This window comes from Hydrogenimonas cancrithermarum (assembly GCF_030296055.1).
GTDB classification, from domain to species: domain Bacteria; phylum Campylobacterota; class Campylobacteria; order Campylobacterales; family Hydrogenimonadaceae; genus Hydrogenimonas; species Hydrogenimonas cancrithermarum.
Genome location: NZ_AP027370.1, coordinates 1,352,501 through 1,376,420 on the forward strand (window position 1 = coordinate 1,352,501; position 23,920 = coordinate 1,376,420).

The window sequence follows — 23,920 nt, forward strand, 5'->3', positions numbered from 1 at the left end:
ACGCTTTCACGCCTCAGCGTCAGTACTGTTCCAGCAGATCGCCTTCGCCATCGGTATTCCTGGTGATCTCTACGGATTTTACCCCTACACCACCAATTCCATCTGCCTCTCCCAGACTCTAGGTTCACAGTTTCAAGTGCAGTTCCACGGTTGAGCCGTGGGCTTTCACACCTGACTTACGAACCCGCCTACGCGTCCTTTACGCCCAGTGATTCCGAGTAACGCTTGCACCCTCCGTATTACCGCGGCTGCTGGCACGGAGTTAGCCGGTGCTTATTCCTGTCATACCGTCATTATCTTCCGACAGAAAAGGAGTTTACACACCGAAATGCGTCATCCTCCACGCGGCGTTGCTGCATCAGGGTTTCCCCCATTGTGCAATATTCCCCACTGCTGCCTCCCGTAGGAGTCTGGACCGTGTCTCAGTTCCAGTGTGGCTGATCATCCTCTCAGACCAGCTACGCGTCATCGCCTTGGTGGGCCATTACCCCACCAACTAGCTGATACGATACAGGCCAATCCCTTGGCGGAATAAACCGTTTCCCTATACGACTTGACGTCCTATAGGAATATGGGGTATTAGCAGCCGTTTCCAGCTGTTATCCCCCTCCAAGGGGCATGTTACCTATACATTACTCACCCGTGCGCCACTTAGCTGACACTCGAATCCCCCGAAGGTTCATCGAGCCGTTCTCGTTCGACTTGCATGTGTTAGGCACGCCGCCAGCGTTCACTCTGAGCCAGGATCAAACTCTCCATAAATGGACAATTTAAACCTTGTCGACTGTTTGTGTTGACTTTTACTTGAAAGTCACAAAAGCTTAAAAGCTCAAAGGTTCTTACTTATCTCTTACTTGGTTGTCAAAGATCTCGTCTGTCACTCTCGCAAATGACTCACTCACGACCTCTCGAAGTCCCTTACTCAAGGGCTCCATCGTTTGTGGACGGGAATTATAGCACCATACAAACCTCTTGTCAAGAGTTTTTTCACCGAATTTCGGAAAAAATTCGAAAAATTTCGAAATGTACCAGTTTTCTAAATTTTCTTTATTCTTTTAATATAATGTATACAGCTATCTTGATTTTCAAATGAACATAAGCTATAATCGCTTCGTAATAAATCTTAAATAAAAATAAAAGGAGACGATGTGTCACTCTACAACCGTGATTACGTTCACAACCAAGGTGCACACCGCCAGACAGAACGTGCATACGAAGAGCCGCAGATCAAAACAGAATCGGATCTTGCCGCGTTTGTAAAAAAGACTTATCAACTTTTTGCGGCTTCCTGTATCGCAGCAACGGCAGGTGCCTACCTCGGTACTGGTATGGCTGCAGCGATCCAGTCATGGTACTGGGGTCTAGTCATTCTTGAGTTCGCCATGCTCTTTGGGCTGATGTTCACACGAACCAAACCCGGCCTCAATCTGCTCATGCTGTTTGGCTTTACATTCATGACGGGTCTGACGCTTGCGCCGCTGCTTTCCACCATTCTGGCTCTACCGGGAGGAGGAAGCATTGTCGGTCAGGCATTTTTCCTGACAGCGGTCATCACAGGCGGACTCAGCCTCTTTGCGATGAACACGACCCGTGACTTCAGCGGAATGGGCAAAGGTCTTTTGATCGCCCTCGTCATTGTCATCATCGCATCGGTCATCAATATTTTTCTCGGCAGTCCGATGCTGCAGGTTGTCATCGCAGGTGTTGGGGCACTGCTTTTCAGTGCCTTTATCCTCTATGATACCCAGCGCATCATTCAAGGAGAGTTCGCAACACCGGTTGAAGCGGCGGTAGCGATCTATCTCGATGTTCTGAATCTCTTCATTTCACTACTGCAGCTTCTTGGTATTTTCGGTGGACGCGAAGAGTAACCCTCTCCAGTCGAAACTTTTTCGGCTGGTCGATGCGAATCTCAACCGCCTGAAGGAGGGGATTCGCGTCATCGAAGACATCAACCGATACCTCTACGATAATCAATCAATCGCTTCAAAGCTAAAATCACTCCGTCATCTTGCCAAAATCGACAACTACCTTGAACTACTTCCGCACAGAGACATTCAAAACGATGTGTTGAAAAAGAGTGTGAAGACAGAGATGGAACGTGAAGATATAACGAGTCTGCTCCTGGCCAACTACAAACGCGCCCAAGAAGCGGCACGCGTGCTCGAAGAGAGCTTCAAGCTGATCGATCCGGCAAAATCGGAAGATTTCAAGACGATCCGATACGAACTCTATGCGCTCGAGCAGGAAAATCTTGTTTAAATCGTGTGTTTTTTCAAAAACACGGCGATATTGTTGAAAATCCCTTTCACCAGTTCCTGACGTGCCTCGATACTCGTCCAGGCGATATGTGGCGTGATGAAAAGTCGATCGGGATTGGCCGCTTCAAAGAGAATGGAGTCTTCCGGCAGTGGCTCAATTTCTGTCACATCCAGCCCCACATAGATCTCTTTATCATCCATTACATGGACCAGATCGGTTTCATTGATGATACCACCGCGTCCAAGGTTGAGGAGGATCGATCCGGCCTGAATCTTTTCAAGACGCGTAAAATCGAGCAGATCTCTGGTCTTTTCATTGAGTGGTGCATGGATGGAGACAATATGCGAGGTGCTTAGAAGCGTATCGAGCTCCATGCGTGGATAGAGGGGATCATCGTTTTCGCCGCTGGTGGAGTAGTAGACGACCGTGGCACCAAACGCTTCGGCCACTTTGGCCACCTCTTTGCCGATCGTTCCGAAACCGATGATGCCCCACTGCTTGCCGCGAAGTTCGTGAAATGGCCGGTCGATACAGGTGAAGATACCCGATCGGCTCCAAGCTTTGCTTTTGACGTGGTTGTCGTAATAGGAAAGTTTTTCCATGAGATAAAAGAGCATCGCGAAGGTGTGCTGGACGACGCTGTGTGTGGAGTATCCGGCGACATTTTTGACTTCGATACCTTTTTCGTTGGCATATTCGATATCGACATTGTTCATCCCCGTCGCGGCGACACAGATGAGTTTGAGTGAGGGGGATGCGTCGATGACATCTTTATCGATAACCACTTTGTTGGTAATGACGATACCGGCATCTTTGCAGTGTTCAATCCTTTCACCCGGTGTCGTCGTCTGGTAGATCGTCACATCACCGAATGTCTCAAAGACGCTCAGGTCAATATCGTCACCCACTGTTTTTGCATCGAGAATGACCAGTTTCATCACTTTTCCTTGCTTTTCTCATAGAAATAGTTGGTCGCTTCGACAAAACCGTCGATGCTTCCGCAATCGAAACGGCGTCCCTTGAATTTGTACGCCATCACCATCCCCTTCTTCGCCTGTGCCATCAACGCATCGGTAATCTGTATCTCGCCCCCTTTGCCGGGTTCGGTCTGTTCAATCAGCTCGAAAATATCAGGAGTGAGGATATAACGGCCGATAATGGCGAGATTCGACGGTGCCTCTTCAGGCTCCGGTTTCTCGACCATCGTGTCGACCATATAGAGCCCGCTGTCGATTTCCTTTCCGGAAATCACGCCGTATTTGTTTACCTGATCCATCGGAACCTCCTGAACCGCGACAATGGAACATCTGTATTTTTCATACACCTTGACCATCTGTGCAAGAACACCGTCCCCTTCCGTATTGGTGCAGAGGTCATCGGCAAGAAGAACAGCGAAAGGTTCATTACCGATAAGCACGCGTCCTTTGTAGATCGCATCACCCAGACCTTTCATTTCGATCTGACGGGTATAGGTAAAAGTGCATTTGTTGATCAATTCCCTGATATCGTCGAGCAGGTGTTCCTTGGAACTCCCTTTGATCTGATGTTCGAGTTCATAGCTGATGTCGAAATGATCCTCGATTGCACGTTTTCCGCGACCTGTGATAATCGCCATGATATCCATACCGGCTTCGACTGCCTCTTCGACCCCATACTGAATCAGCGGTTTGGCCATCACGGGCAGCATCTCTTTCGGCATCGCTTTGGTAGCAGGAAGAAAACGGGTACCATAACCGGCAGCTGGAAAAAGACATCGTTTGATCATAGATTAACCTTTTTGAAATTTTAAAGTGTTTTTCATCATAAATAACGCAATTGTACCAAAGGCGGCCACGAGAATGACTGAAGCACCGGAAGAGAGGTCATACCAATAAGCGAAAAACAGACCCCCTACAATATAGCAAGCCGAAAGAAGGATAGAAAAAAGCATCATCCCCCCAAGCGACTTGACATAGCGTTCACTCGAAAAACTCGGCATTGTCAGCAGTGCAATGACCATGATAAGTCCCACAAGACGCATTGCCAGTACGACTGTAATGGCTACAAGTCCCAGTAAAAGCAGATGGAGCAGTTGTGTCTTCACCCCCTGAAGTTTCGCAAAGACCGGATCGAAACTAAGCGCCATAAAGTCATAATAAAAGAACCAAACCAGACCGAGTGCCACAATGTCGAAAAAGCCCATAATCCAGAGGTCGTCACTGCCGACAGCGAGGATGGAACCGAAAAGGAAACTCATCAGGTCGACATTGTAGCCCGGCGTCAAATCGCTCAAAATGACACCGATCGCCATACCGACGGCCCAGACGATTCCGATGGCGGTATCGGCACGGTGTGCATAACGGTAGGAGATGACGGAGATGACGGCGGCTGCCAAAAGTGCGGCAAGCGTCGCACCGAGCAGAATCGAAAAGCCGAAAAAGATGGCGGCACCGACACCGCCGTAGGTGGCATGGGCGATCCCGCCGCTCATGAAGGTCATTTTGTTGGCCATCGTCAAAGGACCGATGAGCCCGATCGCCACGGCGATCAGCACTCCGGCGATCAGCGCATGCTGGAAAAATGGCATCTGAAGCGCTTCAAGCATGTTTGCACTCCTCGGTACATTCGATTTTTCGGCCCATATCCTGCCAGAACTCCGCCCCGCAGTAGTGCCCTTCGTGGCCTTCGAGCTCATGTTTGATCTGGTATCGGGTATGGGGATCGATCGTGTGCATGACGACCGTTTTGTTGACATAGGCGGCATGCCTTGCGTATCCCATCACCATACTCATATCATGGCTGACGACGATCACTGTCATCGTTTTGTTGAGTATTTCGAGAAGTTCGAATATTTCGTGCTGACCATTGAAATCGATACTCGCCGTCGGTTCATCGAGCATCAGGATATCGGGATCGCTGCAGAGTGCTCTGGCGATAAGCACTCGCTGCCGCTGCCCGCCGGAAAGTTCGGCGATGCGGCGGTCGGAAAATTGATCCATCTTCACTTTTTCAAGTGCATCCAGCGCTTTTTTTCTCAAGTCACCGTCGTAGCGTCGTAACAGATTGCGACGGTGAAGTACCCCCATCAGCACTACATCGAGCACCGTGATGGGAAAATCGAGATTATGCCCCGTCTCCTGCGGTACATATCCAATGACCGCTCCGCTTGTCCGGGGCGGCTTTCCAAACAGAAGCACTTCACCGCGATCGGGCTTCAGGATGCCCATCATCAGCTTTAAAAGCGTGCTCTTTCCGCCGCCGTTTGGGCCGATTATCGCAAGGAAATCTCCTTTTTCGACCTGGAAAGAGACATCTTCGAGTACCGGCTGCTCGTTGTAGGAGAAGTAAAGATGTCGAACCTCGGCAGCAACCTGACTCATCGGGCGACTTCACAAACTTTTTTGGCGATACGAAGCAGGTTGTCGGACCAGTCGGGTGCCAGAGGATCGGCCATTACGATTTTCGCTCCAATCGACTCGGCGATCACCCTGGCCGTCCGTTTGGAAAATTGCGGTTGCACGAAGAGGGCTTTGACTCCCTCCTCTTTCGCTTCGCGTATCAGATGAACCAGTTCCCTTGACTTCGGCTCTTTTCCTTCGATTTCGATCGGAATTTGCTTGAGACCGTAAGCGTGTGCAAAATAGCCCCAAGAGGGGTGAAAAACCATCATCGCATTGCCATGGCACGGCTTGAGAATCTCACGAAGTTTCAGATCGAGTTCATCGATTTCCAACTCGAACTTTTCCAGATTTTTTTTATAGACCGCTTTGTGTGCCGGGTCGATGTTTCCGAGTGCTTCGGCGATATTTCTGGCCTGAATTTTGACAAGAGGTGGGGAGAGCCAAACGTGGGGATCGAGAGAGTGTTGAGTGTTGAGTGTTGAGTGTTGAGGATGTTTATGGTGATGATGGCTGGCCATGGGAAGTTTTTTTATGCCCCTGGTCGTATCGATGATTTGCATTTTGGGGTTTTGGGTCTTAAATCTTGGTAACCACGCTTTTTCGAAAGGGACACCTATGGCGAAATAGATTTGGGCTTTGGTCACCTTTTTCATCTGCGAAGGTTTTGGCTCATAGGTTGCAGGACTAGCTCCCGGTGCCACCATTACTGTAATATCAGCCAAATTTCCTGCTATCTTTTCTACAAAAGTCTTTTGAGGAATCACACTGACAACAACATTCACCTTACCCAACATAAAACTCGGCACAAAAACCAGAAATACTACGAAAAACCGTCTAATCCAAAATCCAAAATCCAAAATCCAAAATCCTTTCATTGCGCATAAGCGCGGCGCACCTGTTCCATCTTCCGCCCCATGTTCAGAAGGAGCATATCAGCCAGCACCAAAGCAGCCATCGCTTCGGCGACGACGGAGCCGCGGATGGCGACACAGGGGTCGTGGCGACCTTTGAGTTCACAGGTAACCTCTGCGCCATGAATGTCGAGGGTCTGCATCGGCTTGAAAATCGACGGGGTCGGCTTGAAATAGACTTTGATATCGAGTGTGTCTCCACTGCTGATGCCCCCCAGGATTCCGCCGGCATGGTGGCTGAGAAAACCTTCGTGCGTCATCTCGTCGTTGTTTTCACTGCCAAGCAGTTCAGCGCTGTGGATCCCTTCGCCGATTTCGACCCCTTTGACGGCGTTGATTCCCATCATCGCTTCGGCCAGGACGGCGTCGAGTTTGTAGTAGATGGGCTCGCCGAGACCCACCGGGACGCCGGTGGCACGAACGAGGGCCGCACCGCCGATACTGTCGTGCGCCTCTTTGGCGCGAAGCACGGTATCTTTCTGCGCCTGCTCCATCGACGAGTCGAGCGCGAAGATTTCACTGTTTCTGGCGTAGTCGAAGTCGTACTTCCTCGCTTCGACGTCACCGATTTTGAAAATGCCGCTTTCGACTTTCATACCGATCTCGCGCAGCATCAGCTTCGCCACAGCACCTGCTGCCACGCGTGCGGCGGTCTCACGCGCACTGCTCCGTCCGCCGCCGCGGTAATCACGGATACCGTACTTCTCCCAGTAGGTGAAGTCGGCGTGACCGGGACGGAAAAGATCCTTGATGTTGCCATAGTCTTTGGACTTCTGGTTGGTATTGAAGATTACCATCGCGATCGGCGTACCGGTACTTTTGCCTTCAAAAACACCGCTGAGAATCTCGACACTGTCGGGCTCTTTTCGTGCTGTGGCATAAGCGTTTTTACCCGGACGGCGACGATCGAGTTCACTCTGGATAAAGGCTTCGTCTATCTCGAGCCCTGCCGGTACCCCATCGAGAACGCAGCCGATCGCCTTGCCATGCGACTCGCCGAACGTGGTCATACGAAATCTCTTACCAAATGTATTGCTCATGACTTATCCTCATCTTTCAGCAGCTTGAGTGCTGTATGTGCCGCCTCCTGCTGCGCAGCTTTTTTACTCTTGCCTTTGGCTGTAGCGAGCAATCTGTCGTTGACGAAAACCTGTACTTCGAACTCTTTGTTGTGGTCGGGGCCTGTCGCATCTTTGAGGATATAGTCGGGAATGACGCCGAACTTCGCCTGCGTCAACTCCTGCAATGTCGTCTTGTAATCTTTAAAAAGCGAACCCAGATCGATCTTCGGATAGCACGCCTCGATCAGGTCGATTGTAATGCGTCGTACCTCATCGAGACCCGATTCGAGATAGATCGCCCCCATCAGCGCTTCGAAGGCGTTGGAAAGCAGTGAAGGTTTTTCACGCCCTTTGTTGTTCTCTTCCGCGGCGGAGATATAGATATAATCACCCAGATGCAATGCGTCGGCCAACTTCTTGAAACCCGCTTCGTTGACGAGCGATGCACGCATCTTGCTCAATTCCCCCTCTTTCGCTTTCGGGAATTTGTCGTAAAGATATTCACCGACCACCAAATCGAGCACCGCATCTCCTAAAAATTCAAGGCGCTCGTTATTGTAAGGCTTTTTGTAACTTTTGTGGGTTAACGCTTCTACAAGCTTTTGCCGGTCTTTGAACTTGTATCCAAGCTGATCTTCAAGAGGCTTAAGCTCATCCATGTAAATTCTCCTTAAATTTTTCCGCGGTCGTGCGTGCCAGCTCGTCACACCGCTCGTTTTCCGGGTGACCGTTGTGGCCGCGTACCCATATCGCCTTGACTCTGTGCGGCTTAGCCGCTTCGATATAGGCTTTCCACAAGTCGGGGTTTTTCACCTTTTTAAAATCCTTTTTGATCCAGTTGTCAAGCCACTCGTTGATCGCATTGACAACATAACTGGAGTCGCTGTATATCGTCACGTCACACGGCTCTTTGAGAGCTTTGAGACCTTCGATGACAGCCAACAGTTCCATTCTGTTGTTGGTCGTCATCGGCTCACCGCCGGTGAGTTCCTTCTCTCTATCACCGTAACGAAGAATCGTTCCGTAACCACCCGGGCCAGGATTGCCCAGACTCGAACCGTCAGAGAAGATTGTAACCTGTTTCATTTCCCGCCTTTGTAATTTCCCTCTCCACGACTACACTGTCGAGCGCCATGCATCTCGGACAACGCTCAAACGGCACCGGAAACTGCTGTTTGCAACTTTTGCACAGATAAGCGAACTGCAACGTCGCTTCGTTGAAGCCTGTCTTTTTCAGATGGTTGAGCATATCGATCAAAAACCACCCGATCGGAGGACTCGGCTCGATATCGCCGCGCGCCCCGTAAATGGCACGCAGCTTTGGACTCTCCTTGATTCTGTCATAATCCATAAAGGAGGCCGGAAGAAACCAGAAGATGTCGATGAGCCGCTCTATATTGGCCTCCTGCACCATCTCCCATGCCCGCTGCGGTTCGTTTTTGAGCAAATATTCAAACACTGTCCGTTCATATTTTTTGTGGGCTTTGTAGAGCGATATCACCTTTTCGATCTTCTTTTCATGTTCGATCTGCGAATCGGCCAGAACGATCTTGAGATCGAGATAGAGTTTGAGGTCATCGACCTCGACTCCAAGCGCCTCGAGCGGTTCGATCACCTCTTTGGCACGTTTGAAATCCTGCAGTCGCTCATAGACCACCATCAGATCGTTGAGTACCTTCTTGTTGCGCGGATTCGACTTGAGAATCTGCAAAAAAGTGGAACGTGCCCGCTCCAGAAAACCGGCATGCATATAGGTTGTGCCCACGAGCTCCATCAGCTCGTATGTGGTCGGTTCATCCTGGCAGTGTTCGAGCAGATAGCGCCCGATCTCGATCGCGTTGTTGTATTCGCCACTCTTTTCATAAGCGCGCGCCAGCAACACCAACGGCTGAGTCATTGCCGGCGTATAGGGCATCGATTCGAGACTCTTCCTTACCCCATGCGTTTCGAAACGCTTCAAAAAGCGCTGCAGGCGGCGTGATTTGCGTGACTTGACGTAGACACCCCACCAGTAACTGACGAAAGCGATGACAAAGACCATCCCTGCAATCAGCAGCACGGCAAACAACGGATCACGATAATCTATGAGGAGCGCATCCACTGACCGACCTTTTCGAGCGTAGGTAGTGGGTAGTGGGCAGTAGGTAGCATCGAACGCTTTTCGCTTTTCGCTACGCACTACTCACCACTCACCGGCACTCTGCAAAGAGTACTTATTTATTATATAATAAAACAATGATAGATAACAACTCCATTGAGCAGCTGAAGCAGACCATCGACATCGTCGACGTGGTCGGCAACTATGTCGAACTCAAAAAAAACGGCTCCAATTTCAAAGGGCTCTGCCCCTTTCATGACGAGAAGACACCGAGCTTCATCGTCAGTCCCACCAAACAGTTCTACAAATGTTTCGGATGCGGTGCCGGCGGGGATGCGATCAAATTTCTGATGGAGTATGAAAAGCTCAATTACCCCGAAGCGATCGAGAAACTGGCGCAGATGTACAACTTCACGCTCCGATACACGGAAGGCAGAGAAGGCGGTGGTGAAGAGAAACGGATTCTCGAGACGGTCGGCCAGTGGTACCGTGCCAACCTCGAGCACCATGAAGGGGCGAAAAACTACCTGAAAGCGCGCGGCGTCTCGCTTGCGAGCATCGAGAAGTTCTCGCTCGGTTACGCCCCCTCCTCCGAAGAGACGCTTCATTTTCTGCAAAAAGCGATGATCCCGATGCAAAAAGCTGAAGAGGTGGGCATATTGGGCCACGACCGCGGGCGCTACTATGCCAGACTGATCGACCGCATCATCTTTCCGATTCACTCGCCGTCGGGTATGCCCGTCGGTTTCGGCGGTCGGACGATGGGCAGCCATCCTGCCAAATATATCAATTCCCCACAGACGAAACTCTTTAACAAGTCGCGTCTTCTTTACGGCTACCACCTGGCCAAGGAGCAGATCTACCGCAAAAAACGGCTCATCGTGGTAGAAGGGTACATGGATGTCATCATGCTCCACCAGGCAGGTTTCGGCACCGCCGTCGCGACGCTGGGAACGGCATTAACGAACGATCATTTGCCTCTTTTGAAAAAAGGGGAGCCCGAAGTGATCGTCGCCTACGACGGTGACAATGCGGGTATCAACGCCGCGATGAAAGCGGCCCTGCTGCTGAGCAGCCACAACTTCGAAGGAGGCGTGGTTCTCTTTGGCAACGGGATGGATCCGGCCGACATGGTCAATGCCGGCAATGCCGATGCCATCGAAGCGCTTTTCTCCAAACCGATCCCCTATGCACAGTTCGTGATCGACCAGATCGTCTCGCAGCACAATATTCATACGCCCAAAGGGAAAGAGGATGCTTTCCATACGGTGAAAAACTACCTCGCTACACTCTCGCCGTTCGTACAGGAGAAGTATCTTCCCTACGCGGCACTGCGTCTTGGCGTCAACGTGGCGATGCTCGCACCCAAAACGGAGAAACCGGTATATCGCCAATATTCACACGACAGAAGAGGGACACAACAGCCGTCCCAACCGCAACCGTTTCTCACCCTTACGGATGTCGCCGAAGAGAGTATCATCAAAACACTGCTCAAGATCCCGACGCTTACCGATATGGTACTCGATACGATGGACAGCTCGATGTTCGGTGTCCACCGCGAAGCTTTCGAAGCGCTACTCCAAGGTGGAGAACATGAAGATCTACTGCGTATCGAACTGGATGATACGATCGTCACCTACAGTGAAGAGGAGCTCAAAAAACAGCTCGTCTACTTTCTGCAGCGCTACTACAAAAAAGCACTTGACAATATAAAAAAAGATGATAGACTTCCATTCGAAAAAAAGATTTTTTATATTCGCAAATATCAAGATTATATCAACCATTTGAAACGAGGAGAACTTGTCCCTTATGAAAGCAATCGCACTTTTTAGCGGCGGTCTCGACAGTACCCTGGCGATCAAACTGATCAAAGACCAGGGGATCGAGGTGATCGCTCTGAATATCGATATCGGATTCGGCAGTACCAAAAGCAAACTGGAGCATATGCAGAATATGTGTGATCAAGTCGGGGTGGAGCTACGCACGCTCGATATCCGAGATCAGTATCTGCGTGAAATCCTTTTCGACCCGAAGTACGGCTACGGCAAAAACTTCAACCCCTGCATCGACTGCCACGGTAACATGTTCAAGATCGCCAAAGAGTTGATGGAGCCGTGGGGAGCCAGTTTCCTCATCAGCGGCGAGGTGGTGGGCCAGCGGCCGATGAGCCAGCGGCGCGATGCGCTCGACCTGGTGGCGGGCCTGTCGGAGACCGAAGATATCCTGCTTCGGCCGATGAGTGCGAAAGTACTGCCGCCGACACTTCCCGAGCGCGAAGGGTGGGTCGACCGCGAGAAGCTGCTCGGCATTACCGGACGAAATCGGGAAGTGCAACTGAAGATGGCGGAAGAAATCGGGCTCAAAGATTTCGAAAAACCGGGTGGGGGCTGTCTTTTGACCGATGAAAACTTTTCCAAAAAAATCGAAGAGTTCATCAAATACGATACGCTGGAAGTCGAAGATATCGCACTTTTAAAATGCGGGCGCCATCTTCGTCTCCCTGACGGCTCCAAACTGGTGATCGGACGGCACAAAGAGGACAACGAGATGATCGATGCGGCAATCACACCGAAATACAGAAAAATTCGCCTGATCGATGCCATCGGCCCCATCGCAGCCATCTCTGCCAATGCCGGCGAAGCCGACAAAGAACTCGCTGCCAAACTGACGGCAACCTACGGAAAAACTAAACCCGAAGAGATGTATGAAGTCGCTGTCGGAGATCAAATCTACACCGTAAGTCCTTACGATTCGAAAGAACCTGCCCAAAAATATTTTATCAAAACTTAAGAGAATTTGAAGTAAAATTCGATTCTCTTAAGCATGTGGGGCATTAGCTCAGCTGGGAGAGCGCCTCGCTGGCAGCGAGGAGGTCAGCGGTTCGAGCCCGCTATGCTCCACCATTTTCTTCTATTTATTTTATTTCTCCATTTCATAAATACAATCATTGTTTTTACCCAGCCTACCTTTCCCATTTTCCATATTTTTCGATATTTTATATGATAACCATTATCATTTTAATCATTTATTAAGCTTGTTTTCGTCATGATGCCGACATAACTTTTGATATCGATTATCATTTTAAAGGATTACGTTATGAAACTTTCACTCTGTTCCATCGCTGTTGCGACACTCCTCTGTACCTCTCTTATGGCAGAAGTTGTGACAGAACAGTCCATCGAAATCACGACGGTCCGTGGCATTCTCGGTAAAGTGGAGCCACTGGAACATACGACAGCCCAGCTTCGTGCCGGCTACATCGACCTGAATATGAAAGGCTCCAGCACCGATCCCGACAGCGACGCCTTCGCCGTCGGCGGCCATGTGCACCTGGACTCGAAACGGTGGTACGGCATCATGGTGGGTGCCGAAGGATATTTCGTCGAGGATATGGGGCTGCAAAGCGACAACCCCGACAAGGTCAACGGCGACTTCTTCGATGACGGCAAAGAGGGATTCGCCACACTCAGCCAGGCTTTTCTAGACGGCAAATGGGGCAACACCGAAATCAAGATCGGACGGCAGATGATCGACACGCCCCATGCCGACAGTGACGACATCCGTATGATGCCCAACTACTTCATGGCCTACCTGCTCACCAACACCGACTGTGAGGGCCTCACACTCACACTCGGACAGGTAGATCAGATGGCCGGATGGGAGAACGGCGTGGACGCCAAAAAATTCGTCCCCGTCGAAAAAGTGATGGGAAGCGACGAGAAGACGAACGGCATCTATCTGGCTTCCGCCATCTACGAGGGCTTTGACAACCTGACGCTTCAGGCGTGGTACTACGACATCGACGACATCGCCGACGTCATCTATCTGGAAGCGGGCTACGAGCTTCCCACGGAGCTGGCCACCTTCACTTTCGGAGCGCAATACGACACCGCCGGTGAGCGGGGCGACGAAGTGCTGGGTGACATCGACAGCCAAACCTGGGGTGTGAGCTTGGAAGCGGCCTTTGAAAACGGTCTGATGCTGCTGACAGCCTACAACGCCGCGGGCGGCGACACGGGCGCTTTCGGAAGTCTGGGCGGCGGACCCTTCTTCACCTCGCTGGAGGATCAGACCCTCGATGCCGTGGGGCAAAAGGGTGACGCATGGATCGCGGGGGCGGGCTACGACTTCGCCGGGCTGGGCCTCGATGGGCTGAATGTGGGCGTGGTCTACGGACATTTTGCAGCCGACGAGAGTGACGACTACGAAACCGCCGAAACCGACATCGCCGCCGAATACGCCATCGGCGAACGTTTCACCGCTACCCTGGCCTACGCTCTCATAGACGACAAAACCGACGCCGACGAAGATTACGACCAGTTCAGAATCATTCTCAACTACAACTTCAAGGCGCTTTAAAATGAAACTGAGTGAACTGCCGATCGGCAAGCGTGCCAGAATAAGAAAGATCGTGACCACCGACGACGCCATCAAAAACAGGCTCCAATCCCTGGGCATCGTCAAAGGAGAGGGCATCGAAATGCTCAAATTTACACTGGCGAAAGGGACCTACGAAGTGATCGCGGGCGACAGCCGCGTGGCTCTGCGTAGAACCCATCTCAAAAATCCCCATGATCGGTAACGGAAGCGATTTTGCTTCCTGTCGCGGCGGTTCGACGCAGGCGTGGCCAAAGCCACGTCAAGGAGAAGCAACAAAGAGAGGGGGCAAAATCGCTCCGCCCGTAGGGTGGCCCGCAAATGGCACGCTGACCACGTTGAAAATGCTCGACGTAGCTTTTGGCTACGCCTTGCGCTTTTCGTCTCGTTATCGCACCATTTGCGGGCCATTCCCGGTCATGTGGATTTTTGAGATGGGTTCTAAAGAGGAAGCCGAAAGTGTGGAGGTGGAAGTATGAAAACGATCAAAATCGCCCTGGTCGGCCAGCCCAACGTGGGCAAGAGCCAACTGATCAACGCCATCAGCGGGGCCCATCTGCATGTGGGCAACTTCGCCGGTGTCACGGTGGAGTACAAAAAGGTGGAATTTACCAGAGGCGACTACCGGATCGAGATGATCGACCTGCCGGGTCTCTATTCTCTGGAGACCTACACCCCCGAGGAGGAGGTGACAAAAAGCTATCTCTTGAACGAATCGTACGATCTGATCATCAACGTCGTCGACGCCAACACGATCGCACGAAACCTCAATCTGACCCTGCAGCTGTGTCGTCTCGGCAAAAAGATGGTGGTCGCCTTCAACATGTACGACGAAGTCGTGAAGCTTGGCGGCGCCATCTATACGGAGCGTTTCCGCGACATCACGGGAATTGCAGCAGTCAATACTTCTGCCAAAGAAAAAGAAAATATCGACGCGCTTTTTACGGCGGCGATCGGGGCCTACAACGATCTCGACTACCGCTGCAAACTCAGCTACGACGAGCGGATCGAAGAGGAAGCCGAAGCGATCGCGAAAATTCTCGAAAAAGAGAACTTTCCGCTTCCCGCGCGTTTCATCGCCATTCGGCTGCTTCAGGAGGACAGGGATATCTACCGGATGGTCCACGACCGCCCTATCTTTCTCGAAGTCCACGAGCCGCTACAAAAAGCGATGGAGCGGCTGAAGATCGAGTTCGACGAAGAGAACGTCAAGGATCTCTTCGCCGACGAACGGGTGGCCCTGGCCAAGGGGATCGTCCACCAGATCCTCAAGGCGCCCAAAAGAGAGACCCTCACCGACAGGATCGATAATATCCTGATCCATCCGGTGCTGGGGCTGCCGCTCTTTCTGCTTTTCATGTATACGATCTTCTGGCTCACCTTCGAGATGGGATCGATCCCGATGGATTACATCGACGAAACCTTCGGCAACATCTCCGAAGCGGTGGGCGCCATACTGCCCGAGGGCTTTTTGTCCAAAGCGATCGTCGAGGGGATCATCCCCGCCGTGGGGGCTGTGGTGATGTTTCTGCCCAACATCCTGATCCTCTTTTTCGGCATCAACATTCTGGAGCAGACAGGCTACATGGCCCGGGCTGCCTACGTCATGGACGGGATCTTGAAAAAGTTCGGCCTCCAGGGAAAATCCTTCATCCCTCTGGTGAGCGGTTTCGGGTGTACGGTGCCCGCCTACATGGCGGCCAGGACCCTCAAAAACCCCAAGGACCGGCTCATCACGATGCTGGTGCTGGGCTTCATGAGCTGCGGGGCGAGACTGCCGGTCTACGTCCTGCTGGTGGGCGCCTTCTTCGCACCCGAAGTGCAGGCGAACGTGATGTTCGGCATCTACATCGGCGGGGCGTTCCTGGGTCTGGTTACTGCCAAGGTACTGCGGCTGACCCTTTTCAAGGGCGAACCCGAACCCTTCGTCATGGAGATGCCCAAATACCGCTTCCCCTCCCTCAAGGCGCTGGGGCTCGATCTGTGGATCAAGACGAAGATGTACCTGAAAAAGGCGGGAACCTTCATCGCGGCCGCCGCCTTCATCATCTGGTTTCTGAGCAGCTACCCCGTCGACGACACGGCCGTAGCCGATTTCGAGAAGAAGATCGAACTGGCCCAGAGCGACGAGCAAAAGAGCGCCGTAGAGACGGAAATGAACGCCTACATCCTCGAACACAGCTACCTGGCCGACATGGGCCGGGCCATCGAACCGGTTCTCGCTCCCATCGGCTTCGACTGGAAGATGAGTGTGGCCGCCATCTCGGGGTTGGCGGCCAAAGAGGTGGTCGTCTCGACCCTGGCGGTGCTCTACCACACCAGCGACGAGGATGAAAACCTGGGCGACGTGATCAAGGCCAACATCTCCTTCGCGGCGGCGATCTCGATGATCATCATGATCATGATCTACTCGCCCTGCCTGGCGGCCATGAGCACCTTCTACGCCGAAATCCCCCAGTGGGCCTGGCGGAGCTTCTACACGGTCTACCCCAACGTCCTGGCGTGGATCCTGGCTTTTGTGAGTTATCACATTCTTATATGAATAGGTTTGGCGGAAATCTATACAATCTCTCGGCTATTTAGCGAAGCTGACGCTGAGTTCCCATCGTTCATCGAGCGAATGGGCCAGGCAAGAGGCTTTTTGCCTCGGGCCCAATGACAAGCCGTACCATTTCACCCATGAGCGATACCCAGCAGCGCCTCGACATCGACATCGTCGATCTGCTCTCTCTCCAGATATTTCCTGGCATATTTTTTATAGATCTTCGCCTCTAAAAAGAGGGTGAAGAGCTCGCCGTCCAGATGGCCGTTTTTGACCATATAGGCCATGATCTGCAGCGCTTCGGAGAGCTTTTTCGCCTTTTTGTAGGGGCGGTCCGATGCCGTCAGTGCTTCGAAGATATCGGCGATCGCCATGATTCTCGCCGGGATGGAGAGCTCTTCTTTGCTCAAACGTCTCGGATAGCCGGTGCCATCGACCGTCTCGTGGTGCGTTCCCGCATACTCCGGAATCCGCTTCATCGATTTTGGATAAGGGAGTCGTTCGAGCATCCGGATCGTCATGATGACATGCTCTTCTATCTTGAATCGCTCTTCCGGGGTGAGTGTACCTTTTTCGACACAGAGATTGTAGATCTCTCCCTGGTTGTAAAGGTATGTGGGGACTTCGAGTTTAAAGCCGAGGCGATCATACTCCTCCTCATCGAACCCAACCCGTTCGACAAGATGCTCCGGACGGTCCGAAAGAAGCTTCTCTTCAGCCGGAAGGTCGTTTTCTTTTGTATCGTTCAAGCGCATCTTTTCGATTTCGGATAGACCGATCCGGTTGTCGAAATGGCGCATCCACCGACGTTCGGAAATCTCCTTGATACGGTTTTTCTTCTCTTCGTCCATAAACTCTCCGCCGATATTGCACGCAGCGACAAACGCAAAATCGTCGAGAAGCTTTTTATGCTCCTCCTCTTTCCATTTTGCGAGTTTCTCCCTCTCTTCTCCTGCCAGAAGCCTTATGTAATATTCGATATCGATATCGCGCCAAACCACTTCGAAGCGGGTACGAATCTCATGAATGCGGTTATGGATGGTTTCGAGTTTCGTCGCCTTGTCGACAACGAATTCCGGCGTCGTGATTTTTCCACAATCATGCAGCCACGCACCCATCTCGAACGCCTCAAACTCCTCGTCGTTTTTAAATGCGAATTCCCTACACTCCCCTTCGTCAGACTTTTCAGCCGCTTCGGCCAGCATTCTCGCAATCTCCGGCACCCGTTTACAATGACCGCCGGTATAAGGCGATTTGGCATCGATCGCATCGGCGATCAGCCTGATAAAAGCGTGCATCATATCTTTAAGCGATTTTTCATAGGCCTGTATACTTCGCGACAGTGATATAAGCGACTCGGAAAGCTCGATCAGCTCGATAATGTTGGTTTTGACCGGCCTGACCTCGTCGTAACGGCGTGCCTTGATCTTCTCGTTCTCGTACATCAATGCCTTGATCGGCCTGACAATGCGGGAGGTGGTAAAGAAAATCAGCGGGATCGACAAAAGCAGTGCGATAAAAGCGGCACCGAAAGCGTAGTAGATCTTTTGCATATAGGGTGCAAGCATCGTTTCCGCATCGACACTGAAGCCGAGATAGCTGTTTTTTCCGAGTTCTTCGGATAGTTCGGTTACCATGACGAATTCTCTGCCGTGTGATGTATCCGAAAGAACGACTTTACCGACATCGCCTGCTTGCAAAATGCTGTAAAGCATGGGGCCGATGCGTGCCGATCCGTCGGATGACGCGATCACCGATCCATTGTGGTCGAACATGACGATTTTAGCCGTCGGGGCGAAAACCTGCTCTTTGAGAACCCTGTTCATCTCGTCGAGTGTAAGATCGAGTGCGATGACCGTTTCACTCCCCTCCACCTTTTTGGAATAGGTGATACCTTTTTCACCAAGATTACTGAAAAGATAGGGGGCGCTGCGTACGGCCTTGTCGCTTTTCATTGCCTGCAGATACCATGGGCGCACCGTTACACCATAGTTGGAAGGTTCACTTCTCGAACCGATCAGATGCATCGATTTATCGAGGTAGAGAAATTCCCGAACCCTCTTTCCCATCTTGTCGTAGACCCTTATTACCATCCAGCGGCAGGAAAGCGGCGCACGATATATTTTATAGAGCCGCTCATCCATCTTCATATTGACCACTTCGAAAAGATCGCCGTCCGGATATCCCAGGTAGATTGCATAGATTGTATTGATCGACTGCATCGTCCGGGAAAATCTTCGAATCGTTTCGAAAGGAAGTGGACGTTTCGGTTTCGAAGTGAGACCGGGATAGAGCTCCATCTGATCGATAATCGTCTTGGCAAGTCTGTCGCCATCTTGAAGATGAAGCGTGATTTTCCCGGCGGCATCGGCAAAAGAGTTTCGGGTCGCATCCAGAACCATCGTCTGTGAAAAGCGGTATTGTAGCCACAAAAGTACCCCCGCCACAATCGTGACGACGATCAGGATATTGGTCAGGATATTGGTACGGATCGTGATCTTGCGAAATATCCCGACCATGGGGCTACTGTTTCATTGGAAGATTGCGGTTCGAACCCGAAAACGACTCCAGCAATTTCTGTTGTTGTACTTCGGAGAGATTTCCGCTTCCGAGTGCTTCTATCATTTTTTCGGTTATACGTGCCTGCAGCTCTCTCTCCTGCAGCTCTTTTTCATGCCTGAGCCGCTCTTCGAAAAGGCGGAGCTTCTGTCTTTGGTGATCTCTGAAGAGTTTGTAAGCGATCCACACGAGCAAAAAGAGGAAAAGTGTTGCCAAGACGATCATCCACCCTTTGATTTTCTGATCACCGAGGAACAGTTCACGCTCCATTTCGACTTTTTTGAGTGCGATCTCTTTTTCCGTCTGAAATTTCGATCCTTCGCTCTGTGCTTTCAAGCGGGCTATCTCCAGCTCTTTTTCGGCATGGAGCATTTCGATCTCTTTTCGGGTCTGAAGCTCCATCTTTTTGAGTTTTAATTCATCGGTTTTCGGCTGAGTCGAACGATTGAGCATTCTTTGGGCATAAACGAGTTTATCGTTCTCCTGCCCGAGCACTTTCGGCCGTCCCTGTTCCTGAGACTGGCATCCGCTGAAAAGAAAGAGTAGCACACCCATACAACTAAGGAGGAGCGCCCTTTTCATGGTTACACCTCTTTTTCGATATGGTCGCTGTCGATTTCGATAAGGGTATGGACATTCCCACGGGGATTGAAATCTGCCGTCAGTTTCATCCATTTTGGCCGAAGTTTCTGGTAAAGTACATCGAAAACTTCATTGGCGCTCTCTTCATGACTGATATGACGATTTCTGAAAGAGTTGATATAGAGTTTGACCGCTTTGAGTTCGACCACCCATAAATCGGGAATATACTCCAGTTTGAACGTCGCGTAATCGGGGTAGCCACTCCGCGGGCAGAGACAACTGAACTCCGGTAGCGTAATCGTTATTTTGTAATTTTTCCGGAATTTGTTCGGCCAGATCTCCAAATCCTTGTCGATATCGAAATTCTCTACGATCTTTTCACCGTATCTCATCTATTTCCTCCATATTTTTTAATCAGATGTTCACTATCCAACGGACGGTTCGAGATGTTAAAACCCTGAATGTAATCGACACCCAACTGTCTGAATCTTTCCATTGACGCTTCACTGTCGACCCATTTCACCAATGTTTCGATTCCCATGTTTCTACATGCCTGGATATACCCTTTGAGCAGCGCCGCGATTTTCGGATTGTTGTATGAAACCGTAAAATCTCTATCGAACTGTACCATATCGACTGGGAGTTTTTTGATATACTCGAAACTGGCGTTCGGTGCGCCGAAATTGTCCAGTGCGAACTTCACGCCAAGCTCTCTAAGCTCCTCCAGCACCAATCTGTAACGCTTCAGATCTTTGAATGCACGATTCTCGAAAAGTTCGATGACAATACGATCATACGATACCCCCTCTTTCCCTGCAATCTCTTTGATCGTCTCTACAAAATCTTCATTACGAAGCGAAAAGGGTGAGATGTTGAAACTGAATCTTATACCCTTTTCAACCTTTTTGGCATCCCGGCAAATGGCGTGGAAGAGTTTTTCGTCGAATATTCTCTCGTAGCCCAGACGATTGACGACCGGAATGAACTTTTTCGGCGGCAATATGCCGTTGTGTGCGGTTTTCAGTTTCACACCCACTTCGAACAGATCGATCGTATCGGTTTTGGTATGAAATGTCGGGATATAGTGAAGAAGGAGGTCTCCGTTCGTCACCGCTTCGACGATCTCCTTTTCGAGCACTCCTATGTCCACTCTCTGTTTCTGTTTCAGGGCACCGGGATTGCGTTGCTGAGAGAGTGTATCGTAAAGGTGGGTAATGAGCACCTCTATATCTTTCGCTTCATCTTTCTCGCCGAGAGCGTATTTGAACTCCATGGCGGTATGGTTGATCTCTTTGTAGGTCGAAACGAACTCTTCGAGAAGTTCCAGCCCCCTTTTTCTTTCGAGCGGCACCCCGACAATGAAGTCACCTCCATGATACCTTCCGATCACGGCATCCTTGATATCGTGAAGTTTGAAAAACTCATCCAGAAGATGGACAAAGATACGAAGAAGCTTGTCGGCACGGTCGATTCCGTAATGATCGTTGATAAAAGAGAGATTGTCGATGCGAAGCAATATAATCGTATAGTGGCGATGGCCACGAATTTGCTTTTTCAATATTTTAAGAAGACAGTTCCTGTTGAAAGCTCCTGTCATACGGTCGATATAGGTTTCCGACTGTCCAAGGTTGATCAGAAAAAAGAGAAAATAGACGGAGATGAAAAGAATCGCGATAAATATTACAAGGTCGATCGAAGTGATCTCGAATTTGTTCTTCCAAAAAAAATAGAATAGGACAACTCCGATCAGAAGGAGGATGGGAATTCCCATCCTCAATGCCAGCTGAAAGCGTCTGGAGCGCTCCTGCTTTTCAGAATAGAGCATCAGACGTCCAGATGCTTGACATCCTTTGCATGCTCTTCGATGTACTGGCGGCGCGGTTCGACCTCATCGCCCATGAAGAGTGTAAAGACGTCACTGGCGGATTCTCCATCCTCGATGGTCACTTTCAAAAGGCGTCTGTTTTCCGGATTCATCGTCGTCTCCCAAAGTTGTTCGGGGTTCATTTCACCGAGACCTTTGTAACGCTGTATATAGGCACCTTTTTTGGCGCTTTTTTCGATCTCGTCGAGCATTTGGAGCAGATCTTTATCTTCGAAAATGCTCAAATCCCGTTCACTGATCTTGTCGAAAATGTATCGTGCTTCGTTGTAGAAAGGATTGGTGAAGAGCTCGTCATCGATAATAATCTCTTCCAACCCTTCATCTGTCTGAACATAGAGGTGAATGACATCGTCACTGACATGTTTGTTGAGTATGTTATACCCCATTCCGTCGAGATAGACTTTGATCTCTTCGAAAAGCGCCTGATTGTCGAGCGCCAGGAGATCGGGGTGTTCGATCAAGTAACGGACCACTTCGACGAGCGAGAAGCGCTTGTCGAGCTCTTTGAGCGTCATTCGGTAGAAAGCGACCAGCTTGAAGAGTTCGGTCAAATCTTTTTTTCCCATCCCCTGCACTTCGAGAGCGTCGATGCCCCGTTCGATCAGGAATTCGCTCATCGCCTTGTCGTCTTTGAGGTAGATCTCCTGTTTGCCCTTTTTGTAGCGGTAGAGCGGCGGCTGGGCGATGTAGAGGTACCCCTCTTCGATGATGGGGCGCAGGAAGCGGAAAAAGAAGGTCAGCAGCAGCGTCTGAATGTGGCTTCCGTCGACGTCGGCGTCGGTCATGATGATAATTTTGTGATAACGCAGTTTATCGGGGTTGAACTCTTCGCCGATTCCACATCCGAGCGCCGTGATCATGTTCTTGATCTCTTCGGATTTGAGGATTTTGTCCAAACGCGCCTTTTCGACGTTGAGAATTTTACCCTTCAGCGGCAGAATCGCCTGAAAGACACGGTCACGTCCCTGCTTCGCCGAACCGCCCGCCGAGTCGCCCTCGACGAGATAGAGTTCGCTGATCGATGCATCTTTGCTCTGGCAGTCGGCCAGTTTGCCCGGAAGCGTTCCGACGGTCATCGCATCTTTGCGGCGTGTCAGTTCACGCGCTTTTTTCGCCGCTTCACGTCCTTTGGCCGCCAACAGTGCTTTTTGCATGATCGCTTTGGCGTCGTTGGGGTTCTCTTCGAAATACTTCATCAGCTTTTCATAGGTCAGCTTCTGAACGAGCGGTTTGACATAGCTGCTTCCCAGTTTTCCTTTGGTCTGCCCTTCGAACTGCGGTTCCGGTACGCGGACACTGACGACCGCGACAAGACCTTCGCGCACGTCGTCGCCGCTGATCTTCGTATCTTTTTCCCGCGCGTTGGCATTCTCCTGAAGGTAGCGGCTCACGGCACGTGTCAGTCCCGCCCTGAAACCGCTTTCGTGCGTTCCGCCGTCGGGTGTGCGGATATTGTTGACGAAGCTGAGCAGTTTCTCATCGTAGGCGGTCGTATATTCGAATGCGATATCCACTTCGATGTCATCCGCCTTTTCGGAATAGCTGATGACGGAGCAGATCGGCTCTTTCCTGGCCATATCCTGAACGAACTGGTTCAGCCCCCCTTCGAAGTGGTAAACCTCTTTTTTGCCGATACGCTCGTCTTCGAAGGTGATGGAGATACGCGGATTGAGGTAGGCGAGCTCTTTGAAGCGTTTCGCAAGAATGTCGAATTGGAAATCGACCGTTTCGAAAATCGTCGCATCGGGCCAGAACTGAATCGTCGTTCCGGTTTTTCGTGTCGTGCCCGTCACTGTCAGTTCATTGACGGGTATCCCTTTTTCGAAATCCTGTTCGTGAATCTTTCCTTCACGGTAGATCGTCATATGCAGACGTTCGCTCAGAGCGTTGACGACACTCACGCCGACACCGTGCAGGCCGCCGGAGACTTTGTAGGTATCTTTGTCGAACTTTCCGCCGGCATGCAGAACGGTGAGAACCACTGTGGCGGCCGACATCTTTTCGGTCGGATGCATGTCCGTCGGAATACCGCGGCCGTTGTCGCTGATGACGGCACTGCCGTCTTTTTTGAGAGTCACCTTTATTTTGTCGCAGTAGCCGGCCATCGCTTCGTCGATCGCATTGTCGACGACTTCGTAGATCAGATGGTGGAGACCTTTGACAGATGTGTCCCCAATGTACATTCCCGGTCGTTTACGGACCGCTTCGAGCCCTTTGAGGACCTTGATATTGCTTGCGCCGTAATTTTGGTTACTCATTTATC

Annotated in this window: 22 protein-coding genes, 1 tRNA gene and 1 rRNA gene (1 of these 24 only partly in view); 9 read left to right on the forward strand and 15 right to left on the reverse strand. The window is 51.0% G+C overall.

Annotation, left to right across the window (positions count from 1 at the left end; genetic code table 11):
* A 16S ribosomal RNA gene (locus QUD54_RS06945) occupies positions 1-762 on the reverse strand; it reaches 767 nt to the left of the window's first position.
* Between the two features lie 386 nt (positions 763-1,148).
* Between QUD54_RS06945 and QUD54_RS06950 the strand changes: the two genes are divergently transcribed.
* Together QUD54_RS06950 and QUD54_RS06955 are read left to right on the forward strand one after the other, a co-directional pair.
* Entirely contained in the window at positions 1,149-1,871 is a 723-nt protein-coding gene (locus QUD54_RS06950; protein WP_286336033.1) for a Bax inhibitor-1/YccA family protein, read from the forward strand.
* The gene (locus QUD54_RS06955; RefSeq protein WP_286336034.1) at positions 1,855-2,262 is read left to right on the forward strand and encodes a thiamine-phosphate pyrophosphorylase; all 408 of its coding nucleotides are present in this window, start codon (positions 1,855-1,857) and stop codon (positions 2,260-2,262) included. The genes QUD54_RS06950 and QUD54_RS06955 overlap by 17 nt, the downstream gene beginning before the upstream one ends.
* On the opposite strand, the gene QUD54_RS06960 is transcribed toward QUD54_RS06955, so the two are convergent.
* The 9 genes from QUD54_RS06960 to QUD54_RS07000 form a co-directional block, all read right to left on the reverse strand.
* On the reverse strand, positions 2,259-3,200 hold the full coding sequence (locus tag QUD54_RS06960) for a D-2-hydroxyacid dehydrogenase (RefSeq protein ID WP_286336035.1): 942 nt from the start codon (positions 3,198-3,200) through the stop codon (positions 2,259-2,261). The two genes, QUD54_RS06955 and QUD54_RS06960, sit on opposite strands and share 4 nt — an antisense overlap.
* Entirely contained in the window at positions 3,200-4,027 is an 828-nt protein-coding gene (galU, locus tag QUD54_RS06965; protein ID WP_286336036.1) for a UTP--glucose-1-phosphate uridylyltransferase GalU, read from the reverse strand. The genes QUD54_RS06960 and galU overlap by 1 nt, the downstream gene beginning before the upstream one ends.
* Positions 4,028-4,030: 3 nt before the next feature.
* Entirely contained in the window at positions 4,031-4,846 is an 816-nt protein-coding gene (locus tag QUD54_RS06970) for a metal ABC transporter permease (RefSeq protein WP_286336037.1), read from the reverse strand.
* On the reverse strand, positions 4,839-5,621 hold the full coding sequence (locus QUD54_RS06975; RefSeq protein ID WP_286336038.1) for a metal ABC transporter ATP-binding protein: 783 nt from the start codon (positions 5,619-5,621) through the stop codon (positions 4,839-4,841). Before QUD54_RS06975 ends, QUD54_RS06970 begins: the two co-directional genes overlap by 8 nt.
* The gene (locus QUD54_RS06980) at positions 5,618-6,364 is read right to left on the reverse strand and encodes a metal ABC transporter solute-binding protein, Zn/Mn family (RefSeq protein ID WP_286336039.1); all 747 of its coding nucleotides are present in this window, start codon (positions 6,362-6,364) and stop codon (positions 5,618-5,620) included. The genes QUD54_RS06975 and QUD54_RS06980 overlap by 4 nt, the downstream gene beginning before the upstream one ends.
* Positions 6,365-6,513: 149 nt before the next feature.
* The gene (gene aroC, locus QUD54_RS06985) at positions 6,514-7,593 is read right to left on the reverse strand and encodes a chorismate synthase (protein ID WP_286336040.1); all 1,080 of its coding nucleotides are present in this window, start codon (positions 7,591-7,593) and stop codon (positions 6,514-6,516) included.
* On the reverse strand, positions 7,590-8,273 hold the full coding sequence (gene rnc / locus QUD54_RS06990; protein WP_286336041.1) for a ribonuclease III: 684 nt from the start codon (positions 8,271-8,273) through the stop codon (positions 7,590-7,592). Before rnc ends, aroC begins: the two co-directional genes overlap by 4 nt.
* Positions 8,266-8,700 (reverse strand): ribonuclease HI, encoded by a 435-nt coding sequence (gene rnhA / locus QUD54_RS06995; RefSeq protein ID WP_286336042.1) that lies wholly within the window; start codon positions 8,698-8,700, stop codon positions 8,266-8,268. The genes rnc and rnhA overlap by 8 nt, the downstream gene beginning before the upstream one ends.
* A complete protein-coding gene (locus QUD54_RS07000; protein ID WP_286336043.1) occupies positions 8,675-9,715 on the reverse strand; it encodes a tetratricopeptide repeat protein in 1,041 nt (346 codons plus the stop codon). Before QUD54_RS07000 ends, rnhA begins: the two co-directional genes overlap by 26 nt.
* Positions 9,716-9,849: 134 nt before the next feature.
* On the opposite strand from QUD54_RS07000, the gene dnaG reads away from it, so the two are divergent.
* The 7 genes from dnaG (at position 9,850) to feoB (ending at position 16,631) form a co-directional block, all read left to right on the forward strand.
* Positions 9,850-11,544 carry a DNA primase gene (gene dnaG / locus QUD54_RS07005; RefSeq protein ID WP_286336044.1) on the forward strand — a complete coding sequence of 565 codons (1,695 nt, stop codon included), beginning with the start codon at positions 9,850-9,852 and terminating at the stop codon, positions 11,542-11,544.
* Positions 11,522-12,502, forward strand: coding sequence for an argininosuccinate synthase domain-containing protein (locus QUD54_RS07010; RefSeq protein WP_286336045.1), 981 nt, complete (start codon positions 11,522-11,524; stop codon positions 12,500-12,502). Before dnaG ends, QUD54_RS07010 begins: the two co-directional genes overlap by 23 nt.
* Before the next feature lie 37 nt (positions 12,503-12,539).
* A tRNA-Ala gene (locus QUD54_RS07015) sits at positions 12,540-12,615 on the forward strand.
* Positions 12,616-12,808: 193 nt separating this feature from the next.
* Entirely contained in the window at positions 12,809-14,071 is a 1,263-nt protein-coding gene (locus tag QUD54_RS07020) for an OprD family outer membrane porin (RefSeq protein ID WP_286336046.1), read from the forward strand.
* Position 14,072: 1 nt separating this feature from the next.
* Entirely contained in the window at positions 14,073-14,294 is a 222-nt protein-coding gene (locus tag QUD54_RS07025; RefSeq protein WP_286336047.1) for a FeoA family protein, read from the forward strand.
* Positions 14,284-14,568 carry a hypothetical protein gene (locus QUD54_RS07030; protein WP_286336048.1) on the forward strand — a complete coding sequence of 95 codons (285 nt, stop codon included), beginning with the start codon at positions 14,284-14,286 and terminating at the stop codon, positions 14,566-14,568. Before QUD54_RS07025 ends, QUD54_RS07030 begins: the two co-directional genes overlap by 11 nt.
* Positions 14,565-16,631: a ferrous iron transport protein B gene (gene feoB, locus QUD54_RS07035; RefSeq protein ID WP_286336049.1), complete on the forward strand. Its 2,067-nt coding sequence runs from the start codon at positions 14,565-14,567 to the stop codon at positions 16,629-16,631. The genes QUD54_RS07030 and feoB overlap by 4 nt, the downstream gene beginning before the upstream one ends.
* 131 nt (positions 16,632-16,762) lie before the next feature.
* Here feoB and QUD54_RS07040 read toward each other — a convergent pair whose 3' ends face one another.
* The 5 genes from QUD54_RS07040 to gyrB are packed head-to-tail and all read right to left on the reverse strand — an operon-like array spanning position 16,763 to position 23,915.
* A complete protein-coding gene (locus tag QUD54_RS07040; protein ID WP_286336050.1) occupies positions 16,763-19,150 on the reverse strand; it encodes an HD domain-containing phosphohydrolase in 2,388 nt (795 codons plus the stop codon).
* A 4-nt stretch (positions 19,151-19,154) separates the two neighbouring features.
* On the reverse strand, positions 19,155-19,772 hold the full coding sequence (locus QUD54_RS07045) for a hypothetical protein (RefSeq protein WP_286336051.1): 618 nt from the start codon (positions 19,770-19,772) through the stop codon (positions 19,155-19,157).
* Between the two features lie 2 nt (positions 19,773-19,774).
* Positions 19,775-20,164, reverse strand: coding sequence for a preQ(1) synthase (gene queF / locus QUD54_RS07050; RefSeq protein ID WP_286336052.1), 390 nt, complete (start codon positions 20,162-20,164; stop codon positions 19,775-19,777).
* Positions 20,161-21,597: an EAL domain-containing protein gene (locus QUD54_RS07055; RefSeq protein WP_286336053.1), complete on the reverse strand. Its 1,437-nt coding sequence runs from the start codon at positions 21,595-21,597 to the stop codon at positions 20,161-20,163. The genes queF and QUD54_RS07055 overlap by 4 nt, the downstream gene beginning before the upstream one ends.
* Positions 21,597-23,915, reverse strand: coding sequence for a DNA topoisomerase (ATP-hydrolyzing) subunit B (gyrB, locus tag QUD54_RS07060; protein ID WP_286336054.1), 2,319 nt, complete (start codon positions 23,913-23,915; stop codon positions 21,597-21,599). Before gyrB ends, QUD54_RS07055 begins: the two co-directional genes overlap by 1 nt.
* Positions 23,916-23,920 lie beyond the last annotated feature (5 nt).

Coding starts and splice junctions, on each gene's coding strand:
- QUD54_RS06960 (WP_286336035.1), bottom strand. CDS start 3,200: ATGAAACTGGTCATTCTCGATGCAAAAACAGTGGGTGACGATATTGAC.
- galU (WP_286336036.1), bottom strand. CDS start 4,027: ATGATCAAACGATGTCTTTTTCCAGCTGCCGGTTATGGTACCCGTTTT.
- QUD54_RS06970 (WP_286336037.1), bottom strand. CDS start 4,846: ATGCTTGAAGCGCTTCAGATGCCATTTTTCCAGCATGCGCTGATCGCC.
- QUD54_RS06975 (WP_286336038.1), bottom strand. CDS start 5,621: ATGAGTCAGGTTGCTGCCGAGGTTCGACATCTTTACTTCTCCTACAAC.
- aroC (WP_286336040.1), bottom strand. CDS start 7,593: ATGAGCAATACATTTGGTAAGAGATTTCGTATGACCACGTTCGGCGAG.
- rnc (WP_286336041.1), bottom strand. CDS start 8,273: ATGGATGAGCTTAAGCCTCTTGAAGATCAGCTTGGATACAAGTTCAAA.
- rnhA (WP_286336042.1), bottom strand. CDS start 8,700: ATGAAACAGGTTACAATCTTCTCTGACGGTTCGAGTCTGGGCAATCCT.
- dnaG (WP_286336044.1), top strand. CDS start 9,850: ATGATAGATAACAACTCCATTGAGCAGCTGAAGCAGACCATCGACATC.
- QUD54_RS07010 (WP_286336045.1), top strand. CDS start 11,522: ATGAAAGCAATCGCACTTTTTAGCGGCGGTCTCGACAGTACCCTGGCG.
- QUD54_RS07020 (WP_286336046.1), top strand. CDS start 12,809: ATGAAACTTTCACTCTGTTCCATCGCTGTTGCGACACTCCTCTGTACC.
- QUD54_RS07025 (WP_286336047.1), top strand. CDS start 14,073: ATGAAACTGAGTGAACTGCCGATCGGCAAGCGTGCCAGAATAAGAAAG.
- QUD54_RS07030 (WP_286336048.1), top strand. CDS start 14,284: ATGATCGGTAACGGAAGCGATTTTGCTTCCTGTCGCGGCGGTTCGACG.
- feoB (WP_286336049.1), top strand. CDS start 14,565: ATGAAAACGATCAAAATCGCCCTGGTCGGCCAGCCCAACGTGGGCAAG.
- QUD54_RS07040 (WP_286336050.1), bottom strand. CDS start 19,150: ATGGTCGGGATATTTCGCAAGATCACGATCCGTACCAATATCCTGACC.
- QUD54_RS07045 (WP_286336051.1), bottom strand. CDS start 19,772: ATGAAAAGGGCGCTCCTCCTTAGTTGTATGGGTGTGCTACTCTTTCTT.
- queF (WP_286336052.1), bottom strand. CDS start 20,164: ATGAGATACGGTGAAAAGATCGTAGAGAATTTCGATATCGACAAGGAT.
- QUD54_RS07055 (WP_286336053.1), bottom strand. CDS start 21,597: ATGCTCTATTCTGAAAAGCAGGAGCGCTCCAGACGCTTTCAGCTGGCA.
- gyrB (WP_286336054.1), bottom strand. CDS start 23,915: ATGAGTAACCAAAATTACGGCGCAAGCAATATCAAGGTCCTCAAAGGG.